Below are 22109 nucleotides of genomic sequence, written 5' to 3'. Positions count from 1 at the left end.
ACTCATACAAGGACTAGCCATGACACAGGATTACGACGGCATCGGTTCCATCGATCACCTGCACCAGGCTGCGTGCGAGGCGGCCGGGTACGAAAACTTCGGCAGCGAAGGCTATCTCGAAGGACTTCGAGTTCTCCTCGAGTCGTTCCAGAACGAGGCCGACCTCACTCCTCACGGCAAGGTGATCGCTCGCAAGATGATCGTCGGAGCGCTCGCGGGTCGCCTGACCAGTGAGGCCGGATTCGCGAAATATCCAGAGCACGTAGATGTTCCGATCGAACGCCCGATCTTCGTGGTCGGGTTGACCCGCACCGGCAGCACCGCGCTGCACCGCTTGCTCGGTGCCGACCCAGCGCATCAGGGCGCCGAGATGTGGCTCGCCGAGACGCCGCAGCCGCGCCCCGAGCGCGACACGTGGTCGGAGAACGAAGATTACGTTCGCTCCGACGCCTTCTACCGTGCTCGCCAGCGTAACGAGGCAGACCTGATGAAGGTTCATTTCATGGGGGCGGAGGAGGTCGAGGAATGCTGGCGGCTGCTGCAGCAGACGATGCTCTCGACCGCGTTCGAGACGGTGGCGTACGTGCCGAGTTACACCCGGTGGCTGGCGGAGCAGGACTGGACCGAAACATATGCGCGGCACAAGAAGAACCTGCAGTTGATCGGGCTGCACGACCAGGACAGACGGTGGGTGCTCAAAAGCCCGAGCCATGTCTTCGCGATCGACGAGATCATGTCGGTCTATCCGGATGCACTGTTCGTTCGGACCTTCCGAGACCCGTTGACATCGATGGCGTCCACCTTCAGCCTCGTAGAGCAGGGCGGACACGACATGTCGAAGGCATTCGACCGTCCCGCCATCGGGCGCACGCAACTGGACCTGTGGGCGCGAGGGAACGCGAACTTCAACAATGCCCGTAGCCGTTACAACCCCGATCAGTTCATCGACGTCGACTACAAGGACTTCATCGCCGATGCGGTCGGCACCGTCGAGAAGATCTATGCACAGTTCGCCCTGCCCTTCACAGACGACGCCCGCGCCGCGGTGGAGGCGTCGCATCAGGCCAGCCTTGCCGAGCACCGTCGTCCGTCGCATCGCTATTCGCTCGAGGATTTCGGCGTGAGCGCTGCCGACGTCGAAGCGAAGTTCTCCACCACACCCTGAAGGCCTCCGGCCCTGTGCGCCTTTTTGGTAGTGCCGACTACCAAAAAGGCGCACAGGGCGAAGCCCCAACCGAAACAAGGAGATTCACATGAATGCTGTTTGGGAAAAGTTCTGCGCAGATCTGCTCGAGGTCGGAAAGGTCCTGGAAGACGAGATCGTCCCTCAGGATCCGCTGACTCAAGCCGAGGGCGTCCGCTACCTGAGTCGGTTGCTGCGGTACGGCACGATCAACTGTGTCGAGTACACCGATCCGCGGTGGCCGCAGTTCTCGTCGGCTCCGAACCCGAACATGATGACGAAGATCGGTGCCGACAACCCGGACAACGTCTACATGCGCGCCAACATTTCCGGTAAGTACAACTACCGGATCATCGGCACCCGAGGCACCGTCCCGCTGATCACCTTCGGCTCGCGCGTAAATCGGTACCACATCGACGGCACCATGCTGCAGACCGGCGATCTGCATATCCACGACCTCGAGGTCGACGAGAACGGCCGTTTCGAGTTCATCGCGAGCGTCGACAAGCCCGACGAGGGTGCTTGGCTGCCTTTGGCGCCCGACAGCAACCTCATCTCCGTTCGGCAAACTCACCGGGATCGGCGCAACGAGGTCATCGGTGATCTGACCATCGAATGCCTGAACCCGGACGGGGAGTTCGTCCCGTTGACTCCGGAAGAGATCGGCGAGCGCCTCACCAAGTCCGTCGGGATCGTGAAGGGGATGGCGGAGACCTTCCTGGAATGGTCGCGCAAATTCCAGCCGCACACCAACGAGATCTTCGACTGGGGACAGGACTACTTCCAGGATGCCGGCGGCGATCCGACGATCTTCTACTTCCACGGTTACTGGAAGCTCGCCGAGGACGAGGCGTGGGTCATCGAGACCGAGGTTCCGAACTGCGAGTACTTCAACTTCGTGCTGCAGAACTTCTGGGTCGAGTCCCTCGACTACAACCGCACGAACATCTACATCAACAATCACACCGCGAAGCTCAACGACGACGGCACCATGACAATCGTCGTGGCGGCGAAGGATCCGGGTTATGGCAACTGGATCGACACCGATTCGCATGCCGAGGGGACATGGGCGCTGCGCTGGATCAAGGCGGACTCGCACCCGATCCCGACGTCGAAGGTAGTCAAGATCTGACACGCTGACGGAGATTGGGAACGTATGTACACCAGGAAGATTAGGTTCGGCCCTCGCTTTGTCGCGCTCGGGCTTGCCGGTGCATTGATGTTGGCCGGCTGCGCGTCGAGCAGTGGGGACAACTCGGGATCGGCTTCACCGAGCAGTAGTGGCGCAGCTGGTTTTGTGGGCGCCCCAGATGTGGGGGAGCGGATCGACGGCGGTGTTCTCACCTTCGGGTCCTATTCGTTCCCTTCCTCGTTGGACCCCACGAGAACGCAAGCCGCCGGTTCGACCGGCGGAACCGAAATGGCCGCGATTTACGACACGCTGGTACGCAGCGACTCCACAAACGGGAGCTTCGTGCCACAACTCGCGAAGACACTGTCGAACAACAGCGACTTCACCTCGTACACCGTCACTTTGGCTGATGGCCTCACCTTCAGCGACGGAAGTCCGCTCGACGCGGAAGCGGTGAAGTGGAGTATCGATCGATTCGTGGCAGGCAAGGGTGATGTATCGCAGACCTGGCTCAACATCGTGGATCGGATCGAGACGCCCGACGCCACCACAGTCGAATTCGTGCTCGAGCGGCCCTGGCGTCAATTCCCGGCGCTGTTGTCGCTCGGGCCCGGAATGATCGTTGCGCGAAGTTCAGGGGGAGAGGCAGGGTCGGTTTCAGGAACCGGGGAGGGAGCGTTCACACCGATCGGGGCGGGTCCGTTCACCTTGGCCAAGTTCGCCCCGCACGAAGAACTGGTACTCGCCGCACGCACGGATTATCAGGGCGGTAAACCTCCACTGGACACAGTGCGGTTTGTTCCCACGTCGGGTGCGCAGTCTCAGTACGAATCGTTGAAGAGCGGCCAGATCGACATGACGTACATTCTCCGCGACGAGGCCGTGATCGAACAAGCTCTCGACGACGGATACTCGGGTTACCTCAGTCCGACCGGACAGAACGGGATCGGCACGATCAACAACCGTGAGGGCAAGCCCGGGGCCGATGTTCGCGTCCGTCAGGCGATCGCCTACGGGGTGGATCCGGCGGTGGTCAATACCCGGGCGAACAACGGATTGGGCACCGCCAGTTCCGAACTGGTCCCGCAGACGTCACGTTGGTACAACAACACAGCAGGCATTCCGTTCGATCAGGTGAAGGCAAAGGCGCTGCTCGGTCAAGCGAAGTCCGACGGGTACGACGGGAAACTCCGCTACCTCACCACCTCGGAGCCGAGCCAACAGGCGACGGCACTGACGGTTCAGGCTTCGCTGAACGCGATCGGTTTCGACGTCACCATCGACTACGCGACCGATGTGACCGATCTGGTTCGACGGGTATACAAGGACCACGATTTCGACATGACCAGAGGTGGCGCTCCGGTCGGAGAAGAAGCGCCGTACCTCAATTTGTACAACAGTATGGCCAGTGATTCGAAGAACAACCCGTCCGGCTTCGCGGACCCGGAGATGGACGCGATGATCACAGCTGTGCAGACGGCATCGACGGACAATGCTGTCCGTGAGGCGATCAGCAAGGTGCAGGAGTACGCCAACGCGACTGTGCCTTACGTGATCTGGGGGCCGGCGTCGGTGTTGACCGCATGGGACGGCAACGTTCACGGCGTCGTTCGCAACATCACCGACATCATGTTCTTGGGCGGCGCTTGGATCTCGCCCAACGGCGAAACGGTGGAACGATGAAGTGGTCCTTGGCGGGTGCGATGATCGACGCGCTGGAACTGTGCGAGTTGGCGCAGGTCGCCGAAGAGGTGGGGTTCGACGGAATCGCGATGCCGGATTCCGTGTTCTATCCGGAGCAGGTGTCGGCGCCGTACCCGTACACTGCTGACGGGAAGCGGATGTGGGCGCCCGAGACGCCGATGCCTGATCCGTTCATTGCCATGGCGGCGATGGCGGCCGTCACATCGCGAATTCAGTTCTACACCAACGTGTTCAAACTTCCACTGCGCGATCCGCTGTTGACTGCCAAGCAGGTCGCGACCATGGCCGTGATGTCGAGGAACCGCGTCGCTCTCGGCGTCGGTTTGTCCTGGATTCCCGAGGAATTCACCTTCACCGGTACCGAGATGCGCACCCGCGGCGCGCGTACCGACGAAGCCATCGAGATCATCAAGGCGGTGTGTGCGGGACGTGGGCCGGAATGGGTCGAATACCACGGCAAGCACTACGATTTCGACGCTCTGATGATCAGTCCTGCTCCGGAGATTCCGGTTCCGATCTACATCGGTGGGCACAGCGAACCGGGGTTGCGTCGTGCAGCCAGGCTGGCTGACGGTTGGATGTCGGTGAACACGACCAAAGCCGAATTAGCCTGCGCCATCGATCGTCTCACGGAATTGCGGGTCGAGTACGGTCGTGCCGATGTTCCTTTCGGCGTCAACGTCTCGCCGACGGATGTTCGTGATCTGGACGGATATCGCGAACTCGAGACTCTCGGAGTCACGGAAATCAGAGTTTTGCCCTGGTATCACTACGGAGTTGACTCCGGTGATCGTCAGGGACGACTCGACTCCGTTCGGCGGTTTGCCGAGGAGGTCATCGCTCAGTACTGATCGATCAGCGTCTGCATCGCCCGGCCGTAGAGTTTTGCCAACTCGTCGCGATCTGCGGACTGGGGGATACTCTCGTCGCTGAGGACGCTCAACAGCCCGGACACCTGGGCGGAGACCAGGAGTGCGCGGGTGTACGCGTCTTCGCCGTCTAGACGAGCGGCGAGATTGGTGGCGAATACTCCGGTCATGTCTCGGAGTCGCTCCCGGATGCGTGGACTGTCCGACGCTCGCATGAGCGCTGTGTACACCGACAGCATCCGGGCGTCGGCCTTGCCCAGGACGAAGGCGGCGATTCGCTCACCGAGGGTGTCGAGTGGGCCGTCGAACTGGCCTTCGAAGTAGTCCGCAACCGGCGTGGTTTCCAGGAACAGTGCTTCTTTGGACCCGAAATGCCGGATGACCAGGGCCGGATCGATTCCGGCAACTTTGGCGATGGCGCGAACTGACGTGCCGCCGAACCCGTGCTCGCCGAACAGTTGGAACGCCGCCGCGCGAATCGCCTCGGATGTCGAGGGGTGCTCCTGCTCTGGCGTGTGCCTCGTGGGTGTCACGACATCGACCTCGGTGCTCGCTCGCCGACCGCGTTGTCAACGGCGTTGACTATAACGTGTCAACGGTGTTGACTGTTGAGTCTGTCAACGGTGTTGACAGCTAGATGCGGTTAGTGAAGAGAGCGTGGAATATGACAGATACCGACGTCCGAGTACCCAGCGAAGAAGTTGTCGATCCGCCGACCAATTGGAAGATGGTGGGCAGTGGACTCGCATTTCCGTTGTTCTTCGTCATCATGTTCTGCTTGTGCTACGTCAGCGCCTTCCATTCGCCGACGCCGAATCAGGCACCGATCGTGGTGGTCGGGTCGCCGTCCGTCACGGCCCCGCTGATCGACGGAATCCAGGCTTCGTCGGGTGACAAGTTCGACATCGTTGCCACAGCCAACGCCGCCGACGCACTCTCTCGGATCGACAACCGCGATGCGATCGGCGCCATCGAGATCGGTGACGCCGTGACCGCACATATCGCCACCGGCGCGGGCGCCTCGACGGTTTCCGTGGTGAGCAGCTTGGCGCATTCGGTTGCGGAGCAGACGGGGCAGCAGGTCACGGTGATCGACTCGGCGCCTGTCACGGCGCGCGACTCCTCGACTGTCGGACTCTTCTACTTCCTGATCGTCTGCACCCTCGGTGGCTACCTGACCATCACGGTGCTCAGTCAGGTTGCGCCGAGAATGCGGTTGCGCGAGCAGTATTCGATCCTGGCCGGTGCGGCGATACTCACCCCGCTCATAGCCTTCGGCATCACCAGCATCTTCATGCACGCCTTCGGGGCGTCATTCGGCCAGATCCTGCAACTGCTGGGAATCTCGATGGTTTACACGTTCACCGTCGGTGCGGTGAGCATTCTGCTCAATCGACTGCTCGGCCAAGCCGCGATCTTCGCGGTGCTGACGGTGCTCGTTTTCATCAACTTCCCGAGTTCGGGTGGTGCCATTCCGGTGTCGTTCCTGCCGGGATTCTGGCAGCACATCCATTCGTTCTGGCTCGGATCGGCAGCCATGGAGCCCATCCGCTCCGTCATCTACTTCAGTGGCAACGGCGCCGGACCGCACCTGCTCGTTCTGGGGATCTGGCTGGTCGCGGCACTCGGCCTGACCGGACTGCTCGCCTCTCGCCAGTCGAAAAAGGCAGCAGCGCACTGAGTGTGGTGGGGCCGGCGATTGCCGACCCTACCCGAACCCTTTACTTCAGCCGTACCGCGTCGGTGCCCGGTCCGTCGAGCATCGCGGACCCCAGCAGGATGTCCGGAATGCCGAACCCGTCGATCAGTGTCTCGACGTGGGGGCGCAGGGTGCGGCAACGCTCGTTGATTCCGCGCGTCACGGCCTTCGAACGCTCCACCGACAGATGCCGGTGCTCCATGAACCAGGCCTTGTCCTCTTCGATCACGGACAGTGCGTAGAGATCGCACACCTCGCCGAAGAGTTCCTTTGCGGTCTCGTCCTCACACGAGTCGATGCCGGCGACGAATGCTTCCAGGATGACGCGCTCGATGTGCGCCTGAGCGGCTTTGAGCACGTGGTCCTGCACGAAGTTGAACGCGTCGAACGGGTTCTCCTCGCGCTTCTGCGCTGCCTGCAATCGCCTTGCCGCAGTGGCGAGTAGGTACTCTTCGCGGTCTTCGAACATCTTCATCTGGGTGCCGCGATTGAAGAGGCTGCCGTCCTCTTCGTTGTCCTGGCGAGTGTCGACGATCGTCTGCAGGATCTGCTGCGCTGCCGTGCGTTTCTTGACCACGTCGGAGACCGTCGTAGCGGCGAAGCGCATCCAGTCGACAGGGCTCATGCCGCGGACTTCGTCGGCGTAGGAGGTGAGGAGTTCTTTTGCGACCAACTGCGTCAGAACGTGGTTGTCACCCTCGAACGTGGTGAAGACGTCGGTGTCCGCCTTGAGTGCGGTGAGGCGGTTCTCGGCGAGATAGCCTGCGCCGCCGCAGGCTTCGCGTGCCTCCTGGATGGCCCGAGTGGCATGCCAGGTGTTGGCGGCCTTGAGTCCGGCGGCGCGACCTTCGAGTTCGCGCTGCTCCTGCGGATCCGGGTCGTCGCTGCTCTGGATGTCGTGCATCGCGGCTACGAGTTCGTTCTGTGCGAACTGCAGAGCGTACGAGCGGGCGATCAACGGCAGCAGACGCTTCTGGTGGACGAGGTAGTCCATGATCAGGACTTCGTCGTCACTCTTCGGAGCACTGAACTGCCTGCGCTGCAGGGCGTATCGACCGGCGATGGCCAATCCGACGCGGGCGGCCGCTGCCGCGGAACCACCGACGGTGACACGTCCACGAACCAGTGTGCCGACCATCGTGAAGAAACGACGGTTCGGGTTCTCGATCGCCGAGCTGTACGTGCCGTCCTCGGCGACGTCGGCGTAACGGTTGAGTAGATTCTCACGCGGGATGCGGACCTGGTCGAAGACGATGCGGCCGTTGTCGACTCCGGGCAGTCCACCCTTGAGCCCGCAGTCGGACGTCGTGACGCCGGGGAGGTCGTTGCCGGCGTCGTCACGAATCGGCACGACAAAGCAGTGGACGCCCTGACTTTCGCCTCCGGTGATCAGCTGTGCGAACACCGCTGCGACGGTGGCGTGCTGGGCAGCGCCGCCGATGTAGTCCTTGCGAGAGGACGGAGTGGGGGAGTTGACGACGAACTCGCCCGTCTCGACGTCGTAGGTCGCCGTGGTTTCGAGTTCCTGGACGTCGCTGCCGTGACCGGTCTCGGTCATCGCAAAGCAACCGAGCAGGTCCAGATCGATCAGCGGCTTGACGTACGCCTGGTGGTGACGCTCGGTGCCGAGGTTTTCGATGGCGCCGCCGAACAGACCCCACTGGACGCCGGCCTTGACCATCAGTGAGAGGTCGGACATCGCGAGCATCTCGATGCTGGTGACGGCGCCACCCGCGTCGCCCGTTCCGCCGTGAGAGACGGCGAAACCGTTTGCGGCGTACCCGAGATCGGCGAGGACCCGCATCTGTTCGAGAGCCTTGGAGCGCGCAATGGCGGTGTTGGGTGTGTAGTGCGGAGCAAAACGTTCGTCGTTCAATTCGCCGCGAACGCGCTCACGCACCTCCCGCCAGCGTCCGTCGAGTGTTGTCCTGAGGTGGTCCGCTGTGGTGGCCATGGAACCGACGATAGCGCGTAGCGCACCGCGGGCAACCCGGTTCGATCCCAACCTCACATTCAGCAGGAGCCCGCGGCACCCGCTTCGATTCCTTGGCGGAAGAGTTCCTTCTCGCTCTCGGACATAGCCTGGTACGAAGGGTCGTTCTCGACGATCTTCAGGAAGTCGGCGCCCGCCGTCTGGGTCGACGTGTCGCCGCTCTGAACACGCTGCTGAACGTAGACGGACACCGCCGAACACCCGCCGAGAAACGCGGGGTCGGTGCTCGTCGCCGCGGTGGTTCGAGCCGAGTCGGTGGTGCTCGGCGGCGACGAAACTGTCGCCTTGTCGTCGTTCGAAGCGTCCGAACCACACGATGTGAGAAGAATCGCAGCCGAGACCATCAGCGTCGTCAACAGTCGCTTCATGCCCGGAATCGTCTCACGCGGGGCCCCGTTCGACCGGAAAACTCGCCTCGAGCACCGAAGTCCTACACCCTGTCGTTGTCAGATTCGACAGAACTGGGACACTGGAAGCCGTGACTGTGTCTTCCGGTGATCCCGACGTGCATGCAACGAACTCCGCTCGGCTCTTCGAACGTGCCGGCAACGTGATTCCGGGTGGCGTCAACTCGCCCGTCCGCGCGTTCGGTTCGGTCGGCGGAACACCGCGATTCATTCGCGAAGCATCCGGCTACACCCTCACCGACGTCGACGGAAACAACTACGTCGACCTGGTGTCGTCCTGGGGTCCGATGATTCTCGGGCACGCTCACCCGGCAGTCGTCGAAGCAGTTCGCGAAGCAGCCCTCGGAGGTCTCTCCTTCGGTGCGCCGACCGAAGGCGAAGTTGCTCTCGCCGAGGAAATCGTCGCCCGCGTCGCGCCCGTGGAAAAGGTTCGTCTGGTCAACTCCGGAACCGAAGCCACGATGAGCGCAGTCCGCCTCGCCCGCGGATTCACCGGGCGGACCAAGATCGTCAAGTTCTCCGGTTGCTATCACGGCCACGTCGACGCCCTTCTCGCCGACGCCGGATCCGGCCTCGCGACGTTCGGGCTGCCGACCTCTCCCGGCGTGACCGGCGCTCAAGCAGAAGACACCATCGTCGTGCGCTACAACGATCTCGACGCGGTGGCCGCGGCCTTCGCGGCCAATCCCGGCGCCATCGCGTGTGTCATCACCGAAGCTGCCGCCGGAAACATGGGCGCCGTCGCACCGCTTCCCGGTTTCAACGAGGGACTGCGTCGTCTCACCCGTGAGCACGGCGCACTCCTGATCATGGACGAGGTGATGACCGGATTCCGCGTCAGTGCCTCGGGTTGGTACGGCATCGACAACGTCGCAGGCGACCTCTACACCTTCGGCAAGGTCATGAGCGGCGGACTGCCCGCCGCAGCATTCGGCGGCCGCGCCGACATCATGGGCCACCTCGCACCGGACGGTCCCGTCTACCAGGCAGGCACCCTCTCGGGTAACCCCGTAGCCGTCGCCGCCGGACTCGCGAGCCTGCGCGCCGCCGACGCCGAGGTGTACGCCAAGCTCGGCCGGAACGCGACCGCCCTCGGCGACCTCATGACCCAAGCACTCACCGCCGAAGGCGTCGAACACCGAGTGCAGTACGCAGGCACCTTGGTGAGCGTGTTCTTCACCGAGAACACGGTGACCAACTACGACGAAGCCAAAGCCGCGCAGACCTGGCGATTCCCCGCCTTCTTCCACGCACTGCTCTCCCGCGGCGTGTACCCGCCGCCGAGCGCGTTCGAAGCGTGGTTCGTCTCCGCAGCACTCGACGATCGAGCCTTCTCGATCATCGCCGACGCCATGCCGCACGCAGCCAAGGCCGCAGCTGCTGCCGTCAAGCCCTGACCAGTTCCCATTCCAGAACACCCGCACGCTTCCGACATCCATCATCTTCAGCGAGGACCCTCGACTGTGACCGACGCCGATCACCCCGACCACACGTCCACCCGCACCATCGTCCACGTCCTGCGCCACGGCGAAGTACACAACCCGCGCGGGATCCTCTACGGACGGCTCCCGGGTTTCCGGTTGTCGGTGGCGGGCGAAGCTCAGGCTCGTGCGGTCGCGTCGGTGCTCGCCGATCACGACATCACCCACGTGGTCGCGTCGCCGCTGCAGCGCGCACAAGAGACCGCGACTCCGATCGCCGAGGCACACAAGCTCGACATCGTCACGGACGAAAATCTGATCGAGGCAGGCAACGAGTTCGAGGGTCTCAAGGTTGCCGTCGGGGACGGTGCGCTCTCGCGTCCGCGTCACTGGTGGAAACTGCGTGACCCGTTCACCCCGTCCTGGGGCGAGCCCTACCTGCAGATCGCGCATCGCATGCTCGCAGCCGTCAATGCCGCCCGCGTAGCGGCAGTCGGACACGAAGCCGTCGTCGTCAGCCACCAGCTTCCGGTCTGGACTCTGCGTCGATTCCTGCAAGGCGAGCGTCTCTGGCACGACCCCCGTCACCGTCAGTGCGGACTGGCCTCGTTGACCTCACTGGTCTACGAAGGCGACACCCTGGTCGACATCGTCTACTCCGAACCTGCCGGCGCCTCCGACCCGAGAGTGACAGGAGCATGATTTCGCGCCGCATCGCCGCAGCATTCGCAGCCGCTGCGTCGGCGATGCTTCTTCTCTCGTCCTGCGCGACCGGCGACGACGCCGTCGCACAGGGCGGAACTTTCGACTTCGTCTCACCGGGCGGACAAACCAAGATCTTCTACGATCCGCCGTCCGACCGAGGCACCATCGGCAAGCTCTCCGGGCCCGATCTGATGAACGAAGGTCAGAAGGTCGGTGTCGACGACTTCGAGGGCAAGGTCGTCGTTCTCAACGTCTGGGGTCAGTGGTGCGGACCGTGCCGCGCCGAAGCCGACGACCTGGAACAGGTCTACGAGCAGACCAAGGATTCGGGCGTGCAGTTCCTCGGCATCAACGTCCGCGACGACACCAAGAACAAAGCGCAGGACTTCGTGGTCGACAACAAGGTCTCGTACCCGTCGATCTACGACCCGTCGATGCGTTCGCTGATCGCCCTCGGTGACGGCTACCCCACGTCGGTCATTCCGACGACGATCGTCCTGGACCGCCAGCATCGCGTCGCCGCGGTGTTCCTCCAAGAACTTCTCGCCGAGGATTTGCTGCCCGTCGTCCAGCGAGTAGCTCAGGAAGACGCGCAGTAAAAATGACAACCACGACCACTACGCTGCTGGCCGGCAGCGACACATTGAGTGCCGGTGTGGGCGAAGCGTTTCAGAACGCGGCGTCGTCCGGTCCGCTTCTGCTCGCCCTCGGCGCCTGTGTGCTCGCCGGTCTGGTGTCGTTCGCTTCACCGTGCGTCGTGCCGCTCGTTCCCGGCTACCTGTCCTACCTGGCCGGCGTCGTCGGTGCCGACGCTCCCGCGATCACCGCCGAAGAGGCGAAGACGCGGACGATCACCCGGAGCAGTCGACTGAGGGTGGCCGGTGCGGCCGGACTGTTCGTCGCGGGCTTCACCGTTGTGTTCGTCCTCGCGACCGCGTCGGTATTCGGCGTGATCTCCACGCTGCTCGTCAACCGCGAGGTCCTGATGCGAGTGGGCGGTGTCGTCACCATCGCAATGGGTCTCGTCTTCATCGGGCTGATTCCGGCGCTGCAGAAGGACGTTCGTTTCGAACCGCGTCGCGTGTCGTCACTGGTGGGTGCGCCGCTGCTCGGGGGAGTGTTCGCTCTGGGCTGGACGCCGTGCCTCGGTCCGACATTGGCAGGCGTGATGTCCGTAGCGGCGGGAACCGACGGGATGACCGCCGCGCGTGGTGTCACGTTGATCGTCGCGTACTGCATCGGACTCGGCCTGCCGTTCATCATCTTGGCGCTGGGATCGGCGCGCGCGCTGACCGGCGTCGGCTGGTTGCGTCGTAATGCACGCACCATTCAAATTTTCGGCGGAATCATGTTGGTGGCAGTGGGAATCGCCCTCGTCACAGGCGCGTGGGACCAGTTCGTCGGCTGGGTTCGCGACGCATTTATCTCGGAGGTGACGCTGCCGATATGACAGCTGACGACAATAACGACCACCCGAAACCCGTGCTGCCGAAGCAGTCGGTGATCGGTCGAGTCGTTGCACTCGGGCGCAACACCTGGCGCGGGCTCACCTCGATGCGGACCGCACTGGTACTGCTGTTCCTCCTCGCGCTCGCTGCGATCCCCGGCGCCCTGCTGCCACAGCGAACCCTCAACGAGGGCAAGGTCACCGACTACATCGCCGCGCGTCCGACGCTCGGTCCGTGGATGGACCGCCTCGAATTGTTCGACGTGTTCAGCAGTTTCTGGTTCACCGCGATCTACGCACTGCTCTTCATCTCGCTGGTCGGCTGCATCCTGCCGCGTTGCGTGGAGCACGCGAAGGCGCTGCGCACCCGTCCGGTGAATGCGCCGCGCAATCTTGCTCGCCTGCCGCACCACACCAAGAGCGTCGTGGACGGCGAGACTCCCGACGAACTTGCTGCCCGGGTGTCGAAAGAACTGCGCGGGTGGCGCGTCGAAACGCGTCGCGGCGATTCGAAATCACGACGCGAAGGCGAGATCACCATCTCGGCGGAGAAGGGATACCTCCGCGAGTTCGGCAACCTCGTGTTCCACCTCTCGCTGGTCGGATTGTTGATCGCGATCGCCGCGGGCAAGTTGTTCGGCTACGAGGGCAATCGCATCGTCATCGCCAACGACGGCCCCGGGTTCTGCACGACCTCGCCGGCAGTGTTCGACTCCTTCGTCGCCGGTCTGAGCCTCGACGGCACCGGCATGACCCCGCTGTGTGTACGTGTGAAGAATTTCCAGGCCGACTACCTCGAGACCGGTCAGGCCGAGATGTTCACCTCGGACATCTCGTACCAGGCAGGCGACGACCTCGAGTCCGATACCTGGCGGGACACGACCATCCAGGTGAACCACCCACTGCGGATCGCCGGCGATCGTGTGTACCTGCAGGGACACGGATACGCGCCGACATTCACCGTCACGTTCCCGAACGGTGAGACCCGCACCGAGACGCTCCAGTGGCGTCCGGACGACGCCACGACGTTCCTGAGCAGTGGCGCGATGCGCTTCGACCCGCCGGGCGGCATGTATCCCGATGCGGACGAGCGTCGGAAGAATCAGATTGCCATCGAAGGATTGTTCGCGCCCACAGCGCTGTTCCACGGCAACCTGCTGTCGTCGAGTTACCCGGCGATGAACGATCCGGCAGTCGCCATCGACATCTACAAGGGCGACACCGGACTCGATACCGGTAACCCGCAATCGCTGTTCGAACTCAACACCGAACTGATCAATCAGGGCCGACTGGTCAAGCAGGATCGAGTCAATCTGTTTCCGGGGGAGAGCGCGACGCTTGCCGACGGAACCCAGGTGCGATTCGATGGTGCCGTCGACTTCGTGAACCTGCAGGTCTCCCACGATCCCGCTCAGGTGTGGGTGTTGGTTTCGGCGTTGACCATGATGGCGGGCCTACTCGTCTCGCTCGTGATCAAGCGTCGCCGCGTCTGGGCACGTATCTATCCAGATGACGAACGACGTACTGTAGTAGAACTTGGTGGGCTTGCCCGCACCGACCACGCAGGCTGGGGCGACGAGTTCGACCGCCTCGCCGACCGCTTGCTGAAAAGCAATCCGACCACCGCGGTGAACCAACCGCACGCGCAGGAGAACGCCCGATGACAACGAACGAGACACTCGCGCAGTACAGCGACTGGGCCTTCAAGTCCGCCTTCACCGTGCTCGTGCTGGCGTTTGTGCTGCTCATCGTGCAGTACGCGTCGGCCAGAGCAAAGGCGGTTCAGGACAAGGAACTGGTCTCCGCCGGCGGTGTCGACGCATCCGTGCCTGGCAGGGTCGCGGAGACTCCGAGCAAGTCGCTCTCGGAACGATTCGGCGGAATGGGCCGAGCTGTCCTGGTCGTCGGAACGGTGCTGATCATCGCGTCGATCGTGCTCCGCGGATTTGCGACGGAACGATTCCCGCTCGGCAACATGTACGAATTCGTGGCGATGGCGTGTGCGGCGTCGTTGCTGGTCGGGCACGTCCTGTTGATCAAGCCGGCGTACCGTCCGATGTGGGTCTTCCTGCTGGTGCCGGTTCTGATCTTGATGTTCCTCGCCGGCACGGTCCTCTACGCCGACGCGGCTCCCGTGGTGCCGGCGCTACGCTCGTACTGGCTTCCGATTCACGTGACGATCGTCAGCGTCGGCTCCGGAATCTTCATGATCGGCGGTATCGCGAGCCTTCTGTTCCTGCTGCGACTGAAGTTCCCGCCCGGTGACGAAGGCACGAGCATCGGTGGCCGGATCGCAGAGCGACTGCCGGATGCCCAGACTCTCGACCGCTTGGCGTACAAGAGCACGATCATCGCGTTTCCGCTGTTCGGCGCCGGCGTCATCCTCGGTGCCATCTGGGCGGAAGCTGCGTGGGGACGCTTCTGGGGTTGGGATCCGAAGGAGACGATGTCCTTCATCGCCTGGGTGATCTACGCGGCCTACCTGCATGCGAGGGCAACCTCCGGGTGGCGGGAGACGAAGGCCGCCTGGATCAACATCGCCGGTTTTGTTGCGATGCTGTTCAATCTCTTCATCATCAACATGGTCGTCTCCGGCTTGCACTCCTACGCGGGACTCACCTGATCCTCTCGAGGTACCGTGGGTGGCTGCCGACCGGTCTGTAGGTATTACCGGTAGGTACGTCAGGGGCGGGCAACAGTTACGATGCAGCTTGGCGAATTACTAGCTGTCTGGTAGCTGTGGGATCGACGAGGGGGAGCGGCGAGATGGCCGACAAGATTGAAGACGCCGGAGCAGGATTGTGGGAGCCGGTGCGCCCTGCCGAGCCGACGCGGCGCGAGCCGCGCGCATCCGCGCCCGAGCCGTCATCGGACTCGGTTCCCAGCGACGTTCGTAGTCTCTTCGTGGCCCCGGTCGACTCCGGGCCGCTCCAGCAAGTCGCCGGCCAGGCGCCCAGTGCACCCGCCGCTCCGCCGCCGACGACGACCCCAGCGGCTCCGGTACCAGGTCCCAAGACTCCGGTCATCCAGTATCCGGCAGCGCAGCCAGGCCCGATCAACGGCCAGTTCTCGACCTCGCCTGCGATGCCGATGCAGACCTACGAACCTACGAATCGTGGAGGGTCGCTTCCGGATTCACGAACTGGCGTTCCGCAGCCTGTTCAGAATTCGCAGCCTGTTCGGAACTCGCAGCCTGTTCGGAACTCGCAGCCTGTTCAGAACCTGCATCCTGTTCAGAATTCGCAGCCCGGCCCGACGGCGCATTCATCCGCGAGACCGCTCCAGCAACCGCAGGCACCTTTTTCGCCCGGCGTCCATCCGCCCAATCCCGCGATTCGGCAGTTCGGTCATCCCGGCGCTGCGCCGGTGCAGAACGGCCACACCCTCCAGAATGGTCAGGCCGTGCCGATGGCCCCGCCGACGGCGCCACCTACTCGCGCTCCGATGCCGCAGTCCGGACTCACCTCGGCTCCGGACAGTCGCTTCGAGTCCGCTCTCCCGATGACTGCGCAAGATCTCTCGGCTGCGCTCCTCGTCAAGCGGCCTGTCCGGCCTGCCCCGGTGGGCGGCTGGCGCAAGGCGCTGTACACGTTGTCCGGCCGATCGGTGAACCTCGGAAACGGTGCAAAAGAGCAGCACCTCGTCGAGTTGACGCGCCAGATCAACCAGCCGCTGCAGGGCTGCTACAAGGTTGCGGTGCTCAGTCTCAAAGGCGGCGTCGGAAAGACCACGACCACAGCGACACTGGGGTCGATGTTCGGCTCGATCCGCGGCGATCGCGTCGTCGCTGTCGATGCAAACCCCGACCGGGGAACGCTGAGCCAGAAGATCCCGCTCGAAACTCCGGCAACAGTGCGAAACCTGCTGCGCGACGAGAACAGCATCGAGAAGTACAGCGACGTCCGTGGCTACACATCGCAAAATCGACACCGGCTCGAAGTGCTTGCCTCCGACAGCGATCCAGCAGTTTCAGAGGCCTTCAGCGGTGGGGACTACACGCGCACGGTCGACATGCTCGAGAAGTTCTACAGCATAGTTCTGACCGACTGCGGCACCGGATTGATGCACTCGGCGATGCAGGCCATTCTCGAAGGTGCAGATTCGTTGATCGTCGTCAGTTCCGGTTCCGTCGACGGTGCACGTAGCGCCTCCGCAACACTTGACTGGCTCGACGCTCACGGTTACAGCAGGCTGGTCGCCACGTCCGTAGCTGTCATCAACGCGGTACGGCCTCGCTCGGGCAAGGTTGATCTGCCGCGGGTCGTCGAGCACTTCGAGCAGCGCTGTCGAGCGGTGAAACTGATTCCGTTCGATCCGCATTTGGAAGAGGGCGCCGAAATCGATCTGGACCGGCTGCGTCCAGGTACTCGGGAAGCGGTGCTGGAGTTGGCTGCGGTGGTTGCGCAGGACTTTCCGGCCTCCCCGTTCGCGTTGACGGGGCGGTAATCGGATAGCCGGGCGAGCCCGGACGCTACGTCGACGCGTCAGTCGGCGGTACGTCCGGACCTTCCGTGCGCTTGCGTCGTGTTTGCTGGTTCACATTCCACAGGAATTCGGGATCGTCATCCGGCCCGCGTACACCGCTCACCGGGGTGCGCGTCGACGGATCGGGCCCGAATGCCTTCCACATCAGAACGATCAATGTCACCAAACCCACCAACGCCAACAGATACAACACGGCGCACCTCCTCAGGGAACTGAAGTCGAGCCTACTCAGTCTCCGCCCCGCTTCACCAGAAGTGGTGCGGACAAGCGTTTCGGCTCAGTGCGCTAGTGCTGTATCTGTCGGGTACTGCAAGATCTGTCGGGTACTGCAAAGTGCTTCGAAGTGAGCCGAGTTTGCTCAGTTGTTGTCTGCTTCGGTGGTCAGCGAGCGCAGAAGCTGCATGACCTCGGTCTCACGGAATCGACGATGTCCTCCTGGCGTGCGAAGCGAGCCCAGTCGTCCTGCGTGTGCCCAGCGGGTCACGGTCTTGGGATCGACATGAAACAATGCCGCTACCTGTCCGGGCGTCATGAGTGCGTCTGCGGCGGTATTGAAGGTTGGTGCGCTCATTGTGAGGTCCTCCATGTTGATGTCGAACGTTTGACGAACAGTGATTCCGAACCGAGCAGTGATTCCGAACCGAGCAGTGATTCCGAACTTTGGTTCCGAACCGGTGTGTCGACCAGTTGCCAAAAACCTGCGTCGAGTTTGTTTCGAAGTCCTTCGCTCACATTCGACCGTTTTCTGAGTGGTAGCGCAATGTTTGCACAGATATAGCCGGGTAGTCGATCTTTCAAGAAAAAGTAATGTTTAAGTAAAGGACAAAATGGATATAGCGGGCTCGGTCCCACCCGTATTCGGAATGGGTAACCTGAGAGGGTGAGTCAGTTGTCTGAAAACCCCGAAAATGTTCCTTCTGAGCCGGTCAAGGCCAGTAAACCTTCCGCAAACTCTGGGCAAGCAAAGTCGGCTTCCGGGCCGGTGACCAAGGGTCAACTAGCCCGCGACGTGGTGCTGTACTCGGTCGCTCGGCTGCTGCTTGTCGTCGTGATCGGTGCCGTCATCATCGGTGGCGGAAAGCTCGCCGGCACGGACGTTCCCTTGATCGTCGCGGCGCTGTTTGCAGTTCTGATCGCGCTGCCGCTGTCGTTGCTGCTCTTCGCGAAACTGCGCAAGCGTGTTAATGCGGGCATTGCGGCGGTCGACGCCCAGCGTCGGTCCGATCGTGACGATCTTCGCTCCAAGCTGCGCGGAGACGGGCGGTGACCACGGGGTCGCTCGACGTCGACCGTCGGACCTCACGCCAGTGGGTCGACAACGCGGTGCGGTTGATCGAAGCCGACGCGCAACGCAGCGCGGACACTCACCTGCTGCGCTATCCGCTGCCGAGTAACTGGACCGTCCAGCTTTATCTGAAGGACGAGTCGACCCACATCACGGGGAGTCTCAAGCATCGACTCGCACGGTCGCTTTTCCTCTACGCGATCTGCAACGGCTGGGTTACCGAAGAGACCACTGTCATCGAAGCGTCGTCCGGATCGACGGCTGTCAGCGAGGCGTATTTCGCGAAGTTGCTGGGCCTGGATTTTGTCGCGGTGATGCCCGCGAGCACGAGTCCCGCCAAGATCGCGTTGATCGAGGCGCAGGGGGGACGTTGTCATTTCGTGAGCGATCCGTCGTCGATCTACTCGGAATCGCATCGGCTCGCGAGTGAGTTGAACGGTCACTACATGGACCAGTTCACCCACGCCGAGCGCGCGACGGATTGGCGCGGAAACAACAACATCGCCGAATCGATCTTCACTCAGCTCGAACACGAGGAACATCCGATTCCCGACTGGGTGGTCGTCGGAGCCGGGACGGGCGGAACCGGTGCCACGATCGGCCGCTTTCTTCGTTACCGGAAATTCGACACGGGGCTGTGCGTGGTGGACCCGGAGCACTCCGTGTTTTTCGACGCGTGGCGAGCGAGCGATCCGTCGATCGTCGGTACTCGAGGTTCCCGGATCGAGGGCATCGGCCGTCCGCGCGTCGAACCGTCGTTTGTCGGTCAGGTGGTCGACCGAATGATCAAGGTGCCGGACGCAGGCTCGATCGCGGCCGCACGGCACGCCAGCACAGCCCTGGGGCGCAAAGTGGGCGGCTCGACGGGGACGAACCTGTGGGGAGCTTTTGCGTTGATTGCCGAAATGATGGCGGCCGGGCGCAGCGGCAGCGTCGTCACCCTCCTGTGCGACGGCGGAGAGCGTTACTCGGGGACGTACTACAACGACGAATGGGTGGCGTCGGAAGGGATCGACCTGCTCGGTCCGACGGCAGTGCTGGACGAGTTCGTCCGTTCGGGTGCGTGGACGGCCAGTTCCTGAATCGCCGGCGCCGGACCGTGTGACGGGCGGCTCATCGTCACCCGCGGCCAGGCGTCCAGCCCGGACGACTGCTCGTCCGTTCTGATGCGTATCAGGCCGGGAGAGAGCGTGTTCTCGGCCAGACGCACGAACCCGAGTCGCTCGTAGTACGGCGCGTTCCACGGAACGTCGACGAACGTCGTCAGAGTCACGAGATCGTGGTGATGGTCCGCCGCCCATTCGGTGACGGCGTCGATCAGCTGAGCTCCGAGGCCTTTGCGGGCATGATCGGGGTGAACGGAGACCTGTTCGATATGCGCACCGCCGTCCACGATCTCGACGAGCGCGTACGCAACGGGTACGTCGTTTGCGTCGGTCTGAACCCAGATGTGCTCGGCTGCGAGAAAATCGTTCAACTCGTCGAGCGTCGGCGGTGGATCGTCTGCGATGGCGTCCATCCCGATGTCTCGGAACGGTTCGCCCGCGGCTATCTCGATCTGTTGCAGTGCGGGTAGGTCGGTGGATATGGCCGAGCGGATCACAGAAACCGTTTTACCTCGAGAGTGGAGTTTCTCCCAGCGCTACGCCTTCTGTAACGCAAACCTACGCAACCGTAGGTTGTGTATCGTTTGGTCAAGGGGCACTTCTCCAGCGAGGGCGGACCATGGGCAATCCTGAAGTTTCACTCGACAATTACGAGGCTGTGTACGAGTACTACCGCAGTCATCAGCAGAACCGATTCGTGGCGAAGCTCGCTTATGCCGCATTGGCGCTGAAGTACCGCCCGCGAGTGAGGTACGCGCCGGGTGCGGAAGCTGCGCTGAAGACTCTGCTGGAACGTAAGACGCAGTTGGTCGTGGCGGTCAATCATCTGACCGAGAGCGACCAGTTCACGCTCGCCGCGACCGCGTGGCGTACTCCGTTGCGTCGAGTGATCGGACGGACCCGGGTCCTCGCCAAAGACGAACTCTTCGTTGATCCTTCACAGCGCAAGAAGGTCGACATGATGGGCAGCATCCCGGTTTTTCGCAGCAAGAACTACGGCCTCCGGGCTGTTTCGGATGCCGGCCGAGTGATGATGGACGTCGCGGCCGAGCGTCTGGGCAACGGGGATTGTCTGGCGATTTTCCCGGAAGGGACGTGCAACACCGAAGATCCGACGCGGTTGCAGCACGTCAACAGTGGAATCGGCCACATCATCGCGCGCGCCGAGAAATTGGGATGCTCACCGGCTCTGGTGTCGATCGGCATCAACTACGGTCCGGTGGCCGGCGACGTCAAGGCTGCGAGTGTCTTTGTCGGAATGCCGGTGACCGAACTTCCGGACAAGCCGATGGATATCGCCCGAACTGTGCAGGCGGATTTGCAGGTGGCAGTGAACGGGGCCGTCGCCGGATACTAGGCGCGCCTGTCAATTTTGGTTGACAGATTCCGGTTGTCAACCTAAATTGACATCATGACCGAAGCGACCTCTCTCGCTGCTGCCGCTGGTAGCCCGGATCCCACCGAGGGATTGCGTGCTGTTCGAGCGCTGCGTCGTCTTCTCGAAAAACTCGAGGCCATTCAGGTCGCCAATGCGCGCCGTCACGGATGGTCCTGGCAGGCGATCGCGGAAGCTCTCGAGGTCAGCCGTCAAGCCGTCCACAAGAAATACGCGTCCGCGCAGTCGGAATCGATGCTGCGTTCACTGCGCGAGAAGGGCAGGTAATTGCCATGTTCGAAAGGTTCTCCGCACAGGCTCGAGGCGTCGTTGTCGATGCTGTCGCCGGCTCCGGTCCTGTCACGCCGATGGAACTTCTGACCGCGCTGCTCACCTCTGATCGGGGCATCGCCACCGAGGTGCTCACCGAGTCTGGTGTCACGCTCGACGTGATCCGCCACGCCGGCGCCGGATCGAACGAAGGTAGCTCCAACAATTTCGACGACGACGCCGAGATACTCAAGTCGATCGGCATCGATCTCGATGCGGTTCGGGAGAGTCTCGAGCAGTCCTTCGGCGAAGGTGTGCTGGACGAGACTCCTGTGCCGGACGGCGTCGACACTTCTCGCAAGAGCCGATTCGGGTTCCCTCGTTCACGATTCGAGAAGGACTCCAAGAAGGTGTTGGAACTCTCGCTCCGTGAAGCGCTCGCGCACAAGGACAATCGCATCGGCGCCGAACACATCCTGCTCGGCATCCTGCGTGTCGCCGACGGGCCTACCCGTCAGGCCCTCGAAACGCAGGTCACGATGTCGGTGATCCGTGAGCGCTTGGAAGCGAAGATGAATCGCGCCGCCTAGATTCGGCACGGCTCCGCATGCACGGGGCGGGATGTGCCAGCATTCAGACATGACATTTCTGGCACGTCTCATCATCAACGGCATAGCCATCTGGCTGGCGTCGGCGTGGGTCACCGGCATCACGATCGCCAACCACGACAACGGCACCTGGGGCACGGTTCTCGTAATCGCGGTGATCGCTTTGATCTTCACGGTGGTCAACGCGTTCATCAAGCCGGTAGTGCAGCTTCTCTCGCTACCGCTGCTCATCCTGACTCTCGGATTGTTCACGCTCGTGATCAACGCCCTCATGCTGATGCTGACGGCGTGGATCTCGTCCGGAACGTCCTACGGCTTGACGGTCGACGGCTTCTGGACGGCAGTCTGGGGCGCGCTGATCATCTCGATCGTGAACTTCCTGCTCAGCGCGTTCGTCCCGGACAACCGTTGAGTCCGTCG

At 62.6% G+C, this 22109-nt stretch carries 24 protein-coding genes; 18 read left to right on the top strand and 6 right to left on the bottom strand.

Features of this window, described 5'->3' with window-relative positions; genetic code table 11:
* Positions 1 to 19: 19 nt before the first annotated feature.
* The 4 genes from ACN50D_RS15740 to ACN50D_RS15725 all read left to right on the top strand — a co-directional run bounded on the left by ACN50D_RS15740 (position 20) and on the right by ACN50D_RS15725 (position 4870).
* A complete protein-coding gene (locus ACN50D_RS15740) occupies positions 20 to 1165 on the top strand; it encodes a sulfotransferase family protein (protein ID WP_125050482.1) in 1146 nt (381 codons plus the stop codon).
* An 88-nt stretch (positions 1166 to 1253) separates the two neighbouring features.
* Positions 1254 to 2315, top strand: coding sequence for a DUF1214 domain-containing protein (locus tag ACN50D_RS15735; RefSeq protein ID WP_064113988.1), 1062 nt, complete (start codon positions 1254 to 1256; stop codon positions 2313 to 2315).
* A gap of 24 nt (positions 2316 to 2339) precedes the next feature.
* Positions 2340 to 3998 carry an ABC transporter substrate-binding protein gene (locus ACN50D_RS15730; protein ID WP_212633903.1) on the top strand — a complete coding sequence of 553 codons (1659 nt, stop codon included), beginning with the start codon at positions 2340 to 2342 and terminating at the stop codon, positions 3996 to 3998.
* Entirely contained in the window at positions 3995 to 4870 is an 876-nt protein-coding gene (locus ACN50D_RS15725) for a TIGR03619 family F420-dependent LLM class oxidoreductase (protein WP_081557560.1), read from the top strand. The genes ACN50D_RS15730 and ACN50D_RS15725 overlap by 4 nt, the downstream gene beginning before the upstream one ends.
* Here ACN50D_RS15725 and ACN50D_RS15720 read toward each other — a convergent pair.
* A complete protein-coding gene (locus tag ACN50D_RS15720) occupies positions 4861 to 5421 on the bottom strand; it encodes a TetR family transcriptional regulator (RefSeq protein WP_007735287.1) in 561 nt (186 codons plus the stop codon). The two genes, ACN50D_RS15725 and ACN50D_RS15720, sit on opposite strands and share 10 nt — an antisense overlap.
* A 131-nt stretch (positions 5422 to 5552) precedes the next feature.
* On the opposite strand from ACN50D_RS15720, the gene ACN50D_RS15715 reads away from it, so the two are divergent.
* Positions 5553 to 6569, top strand: a complete 1017-nt coding sequence (locus tag ACN50D_RS15715; RefSeq protein WP_007735285.1) for an ABC transporter permease — start codon at positions 5553 to 5555, stop codon at positions 6567 to 6569.
* A 40-nt stretch (positions 6570 to 6609) separates the two neighbouring features.
* Here ACN50D_RS15715 and ACN50D_RS15710 read toward each other — a convergent pair whose 3' ends face one another.
* Positions 6610 to 8541: an acyl-CoA dehydrogenase gene (locus ACN50D_RS15710; RefSeq protein ID WP_024487810.1), complete on the bottom strand. Its 1932-nt coding sequence runs from the start codon at positions 8539 to 8541 to the stop codon at positions 6610 to 6612.
* Between the two features lie 59 nt (positions 8542 to 8600).
* Positions 8601 to 8948 carry a hypothetical protein gene (locus ACN50D_RS15705; RefSeq protein ID WP_042453034.1) on the bottom strand — a complete coding sequence of 116 codons (348 nt, stop codon included), beginning with the start codon at positions 8946 to 8948 and terminating at the stop codon, positions 8601 to 8603.
* Between the two features lie 110 nt (positions 8949 to 9058).
* On the opposite strand from ACN50D_RS15705, the gene hemL reads away from it, so the two are divergent.
* The 7 genes from hemL to ACN50D_RS15670 all read left to right on the top strand — a co-directional run bounded on the left by hemL (position 9059) and on the right by ACN50D_RS15670 (position 17006).
* Positions 9059 to 10384, top strand: a complete 1326-nt coding sequence (gene hemL / locus ACN50D_RS15700) for a glutamate-1-semialdehyde 2,1-aminomutase (protein ID WP_037129903.1) — start codon at positions 9059 to 9061, stop codon at positions 10382 to 10384.
* A gap of 66 nt (positions 10385 to 10450) precedes the next feature.
* On the top strand, positions 10451 to 11110 hold the full coding sequence (locus ACN50D_RS15695; protein WP_003941868.1) for a histidine phosphatase family protein: 660 nt from the start codon (positions 10451 to 10453) through the stop codon (positions 11108 to 11110).
* Positions 11107 to 11712 (top strand): TlpA disulfide reductase family protein, encoded by a 606-nt coding sequence (locus ACN50D_RS15690; protein WP_003942071.1) that lies wholly within the window; start codon positions 11107 to 11109, stop codon positions 11710 to 11712. Before ACN50D_RS15695 ends, ACN50D_RS15690 begins: the two co-directional genes overlap by 4 nt.
* A 2-nt stretch (positions 11713 to 11714) precedes the next feature.
* Positions 11715 to 12563, top strand: coding sequence for a cytochrome c biogenesis CcdA family protein (locus ACN50D_RS15685; protein ID WP_007735278.1), 849 nt, complete (start codon positions 11715 to 11717; stop codon positions 12561 to 12563).
* On the top strand, positions 12560 to 14224 hold the full coding sequence (gene resB / locus ACN50D_RS15680; RefSeq protein WP_003942064.1) for a cytochrome c biogenesis protein ResB: 1665 nt from the start codon (positions 12560 to 12562) through the stop codon (positions 14222 to 14224). Before ACN50D_RS15685 ends, resB begins: the two co-directional genes overlap by 4 nt.
* Positions 14221 to 15183, top strand: coding sequence for a c-type cytochrome biogenesis protein CcsB (gene ccsB, locus ACN50D_RS15675; protein ID WP_003941951.1), 963 nt, complete (start codon positions 14221 to 14223; stop codon positions 15181 to 15183). Before resB ends, ccsB begins: the two co-directional genes overlap by 4 nt.
* A gap of 143 nt (positions 15184 to 15326) precedes the next feature.
* Positions 15327 to 17006, top strand: a complete 1680-nt coding sequence (locus ACN50D_RS15670) for a MinD/ParA family ATP-binding protein (RefSeq protein WP_212633902.1) — start codon at positions 15327 to 15329, stop codon at positions 17004 to 17006.
* Positions 17007 to 17031: 25 nt separating this feature from the next.
* Here the strand turns inward: ACN50D_RS15670 and ACN50D_RS15665 are convergent, their stop codons facing one another.
* Together ACN50D_RS15665 and ACN50D_RS15660 are read right to left on the bottom strand one after the other, a co-directional pair.
* Positions 17032 to 17238, bottom strand: a complete 207-nt coding sequence (locus tag ACN50D_RS15665) for a hypothetical protein (protein ID WP_003941996.1) — start codon at positions 17236 to 17238, stop codon at positions 17032 to 17034.
* Positions 17239 to 17403: 165 nt separating this feature from the next.
* Positions 17404 to 17616 (bottom strand): BldC family transcriptional regulator, encoded by a 213-nt coding sequence (locus ACN50D_RS15660; protein ID WP_003942029.1) that lies wholly within the window; start codon positions 17614 to 17616, stop codon positions 17404 to 17406.
* A gap of 309 nt (positions 17617 to 17925) precedes the next feature.
* On the opposite strand from ACN50D_RS15660, the gene ACN50D_RS15655 reads away from it, so the two are divergent.
* Positions 17926 to 18312 (top strand): DUF4229 domain-containing protein, encoded by a 387-nt coding sequence (locus tag ACN50D_RS15655; RefSeq protein WP_030535490.1) that lies wholly within the window; start codon positions 17926 to 17928, stop codon positions 18310 to 18312.
* Positions 18309 to 19412 carry a PLP-dependent cysteine synthase family protein gene (locus ACN50D_RS15650; protein WP_212633901.1) on the top strand — a complete coding sequence of 368 codons (1104 nt, stop codon included), beginning with the start codon at positions 18309 to 18311 and terminating at the stop codon, positions 19410 to 19412. Before ACN50D_RS15655 ends, ACN50D_RS15650 begins: the two co-directional genes overlap by 4 nt.
* On the opposite strand, the gene ACN50D_RS15645 is transcribed toward ACN50D_RS15650, so the two are convergent.
* Complete coding sequence (locus ACN50D_RS15645; RefSeq protein WP_063314764.1) at positions 19310 to 19933, bottom strand: GNAT family N-acetyltransferase; 624 nt, start codon at positions 19931 to 19933, stop codon at positions 19310 to 19312. The two genes, ACN50D_RS15650 and ACN50D_RS15645, sit on opposite strands and share 103 nt — an antisense overlap.
* A 122-nt stretch (positions 19934 to 20055) precedes the next feature.
* Here ACN50D_RS15645 and ACN50D_RS15640 point away from each other — a divergent pair, with 122 nt between their 5' ends.
* The 4 genes from ACN50D_RS15640 to ACN50D_RS15625 are packed head-to-tail and all read left to right on the top strand — an operon-like array spanning position 20056 to position 22101.
* Positions 20056 to 20793, top strand: a complete 738-nt coding sequence (locus ACN50D_RS15640; RefSeq protein ID WP_054828445.1) for a lysophospholipid acyltransferase family protein — start codon at positions 20056 to 20058, stop codon at positions 20791 to 20793.
* Between the two features lie 54 nt (positions 20794 to 20847).
* Positions 20848 to 21099, top strand: a complete 252-nt coding sequence (locus ACN50D_RS15635) for an HTH domain-containing protein (protein WP_003941869.1) — start codon at positions 20848 to 20850, stop codon at positions 21097 to 21099.
* Between the two features lie 5 nt (positions 21100 to 21104).
* Positions 21105 to 21671: a Clp protease N-terminal domain-containing protein gene (locus ACN50D_RS15630; RefSeq protein WP_003941949.1), complete on the top strand. Its 567-nt coding sequence runs from the start codon at positions 21105 to 21107 to the stop codon at positions 21669 to 21671.
* A gap of 49 nt (positions 21672 to 21720) precedes the next feature.
* Positions 21721 to 22101, top strand: coding sequence for a phage holin family protein (locus tag ACN50D_RS15625; RefSeq protein WP_003941998.1), 381 nt, complete (start codon positions 21721 to 21723; stop codon positions 22099 to 22101).
* The last annotated feature ends 8 nt before the right edge of the window (positions 22102 to 22109 follow it).

Origin of the sequence: Rhodococcus sp. SB1D, from assembly GCF_048573875.1 — a bacterium.
Classification (GTDB): domain Bacteria; phylum Actinomycetota; class Actinomycetes; order Mycobacteriales; family Mycobacteriaceae; genus Rhodococcus_F; species Rhodococcus_F qingshengii.
Note: the sequence above shows the minus strand (reverse complement) of the source record. Positions and strands in the feature narration are given on the sequence as shown.